Here is a 2,544-nt window from a genome sequence, read left to right as displayed (position 1 = left end):
GTACATGGACAAGATCACTTAATGACTTCAATGGCATTTACAGACTTAGCAAAAGAAATTATTGATGTTTACAAAAGGATTGATGAAAAATAATAAATTTTATTATTGAAATACAATATTAATCTAGTGATAAGGATGGAAAATATTTATGAATAAAAGAAAAATATGGTAAATAACAGCGGCTATGACTATGGTATCTTTTATAGGGATGAATACTTTTGCAAATGCACAAGTTAATAATGTAAATGATAAAAAACCTCAATATGATTTAGTGAAACTTAACAGGAATGGTGGAAATTTAATTACTGATGGTGGGTTTGAGCAAAATAGTAGTTAGAAAAAACTGGGGATGGGACATTCACAAATTATCAGGGAGCAGCAGCAACAGGAGAGTGGTGTGGATTATTACCATCAAATACTGGAAATGCTTCTGTATATCAAGTTGTAAATGTTAAACCAAATACAACATATGTTGCAAAGGCTAAGGTTTTACTTGCACAAGAAGGAGCAACAGCATTTTTAAATGTTAAAACACCAGATGTTAGCAGTTTAATTGGAAATGCTGAAAAGACTATAACTTGTACCAAGGATCAAGAATGGAAATATCAAGATGTAGAATTAGAGTTTAATACTGGGGATAATAGTCAAGTATCACTTTGTGTTATGAAATGGACAACAGATAATGAAAGTGCTACTTATAAAGGATAAGTTTATGTAGATGAAGTACAATTATTAGAAAAGAACGCTAGTGCTACTGATGATAATTATGAAATTGTATGGGCTGATGACTTTAATGAATCTCAATTAGATTCATCTAAGTGGGAATATGAATTAGGATCAATCAGAGGAATCGAACAACAACATTATGTAAATGATGAGGAAAATGTTTTCCTAAGAGATAATCAAGAAGGTGGAGAGTTAGTTCTAAAGGCTACTGATAGACCAAAGGAATTACAATATAATAATCCTCGTAATGATTCAAGAAGAGTTATTTATAATTCAGGAAGTGTTAGAACTCATGGTAAGTCAGAATTTTTATATGGACGTATTGAAATGAAGGCTAAATTACCAAAAGGACAATCAGTTTTCCCAGCGTTTTGGACATTAGGATCTGATTTTACTATTGATGGAGATATTAACAGCGAACAAGGATATGGATGGGCTCGTTGTGGTGAAATTGATATCATGGAGTTAATAGGTTCTGACGAAGGTGGATATGGAAATAAAACTGTATATCAAACAATTCATACACAAGATGGAGGAGAGGAAGGTTATCACAAATTAGGTGGTACTGCCTACACAATTCTAGAACAATTTAATGATGAATACCATATATTTGGAATGGATTGGTCAAAGGGAAAAATTGAATGGTATGTAGATGATAAAATAGTTGCTTCAGTTGATTATTCAAATGATCCAATTGCAAGTAAGTGTTTAGATAGACCACAATACATTCAAATGAACTTAGCAATGGGTGGAGCATGGCCAGGAGAAATCGCAGAAGGATTAGCAGGAACAGAATACACTATTGACTATGTTTACTATGGGCAAAATGAACAACAAAAAGCAGATGCAGAAGAATATTACAAAAATTCACCCAAAATAGAAGAATGTAATGATGTATCTATTTATGAAGGTGATACAGATGTATTATCTAATGTAGTAGTTAGTGATAATGCAGATATTGATTTCTCTATAACTGATGCACCAAAATTTGCAAGTAAGGAAGATAATGCAGGAGCTGAAGAAGGTCTTACAAGCGTAGATTTAATATGTAACGGAAAAACAGATCTTTCTAGATTAGCTAAATTACCTGCTGGTGAGTATTCTTTATACTATACTGCATTACCTAAAGACTTAAAAGTTGAGGAAATGAGTAATGGAGTAAAAATACCAAACACTACAGAACTTTATAAATTTGATAGAAAAGGTGTTAATCTTACTATTAAAGAGCGTAGTTTAGAAACAGATTTAGAAAATAGTGGTTTATCTTTAGATGGATATATAAATGAAAAATTAGAAACAATAGTATTACCAGAAGGATGGACTTGGGAAAATCCTGAGACTATCATTACTGAAGATATGGAAGAAGTAACTGTACTATTCAGCAAAAATGGATTTGAAAAAACTGAAAAAGTATCAATTAATGCTTTAGTTAAAGGTGAGGAAACACCAGATACACCAGAAAAGCCTGAAACACCAGATACACCAGAAAAGCCTGAAGGTTCAAAGCCAGAAACATCAAAACCAGATAAGGGTAATAATGGGTTAGTTCAAACTGGAGATATGAGTTCTTTAGGTGCTACTGCTGCAATGCTTATGGCATCTGGGGCAACGATTTTAGTTACAAGAAAACGTAAAGAAAAAAAATAATATATTAAAAACTTAACTCCTAATAAAATTATATATAAAATTAATCGGGAGAGTAGATGAATTTGTGTAAAACACAAATCTATCTACTCTCTTTTTGTATGATAAGTTGGTAGATTTGGAATAATATACTATAAAGATTTTTTAGGAGGTTTTTTAATGACAAGAAAAAAC

Annotated in this window: 3 protein-coding genes; all 3 read left to right on the top strand. The window is 31.6% G+C overall.

Features of this window, described 5'->3' with window-relative positions:
* Nucleotides 1–93: PTS lactose/cellobiose transporter subunit IIA (locus I4V51_RS20655; protein ID WP_195990318.1), on the top strand; the 93-nt coding region annotated here is incomplete at its 5' end.
* Between the two features lie 97 nt (nucleotides 94–190).
* Nucleotides 191–337 (top strand): hypothetical protein, encoded by a 147-nt coding sequence (locus tag I4V51_RS20975; protein WP_207746034.1) that lies wholly within the window; start codon nucleotides 191–193, stop codon nucleotides 335–337.
* Nucleotides 338–771: 434 nt separating this feature from the next.
* On the top strand, nucleotides 772–2,373 hold the full coding sequence (locus I4V51_RS20650; RefSeq protein WP_347708681.1) for a family 16 glycosylhydrolase: 1,602 nt from the start codon (nucleotides 772–774) through the stop codon (nucleotides 2,371–2,373).
* Nucleotides 2,374–2,544: the final 171 nt, after the last annotated feature.

This window comes from Clostridium sp. D53t1_180928_C8, assembly GCF_015667795.1.
Lineage (GTDB): Bacteria > Bacillota > Clostridia > Clostridiales > Clostridiaceae > Clostridium.
The sequence above is the reverse complement of the archived record's forward strand: the minus strand, read 5'-3'. Positions and strand labels throughout refer to the sequence as shown.

Coding starts and splice junctions, on each gene's coding strand:
- I4V51_RS20975 (WP_207746034.1), top strand. CDS start 191: ATGGTATCTTTTATAGGGATGAATACTTTTGCAAATGCACAAGTTAAT.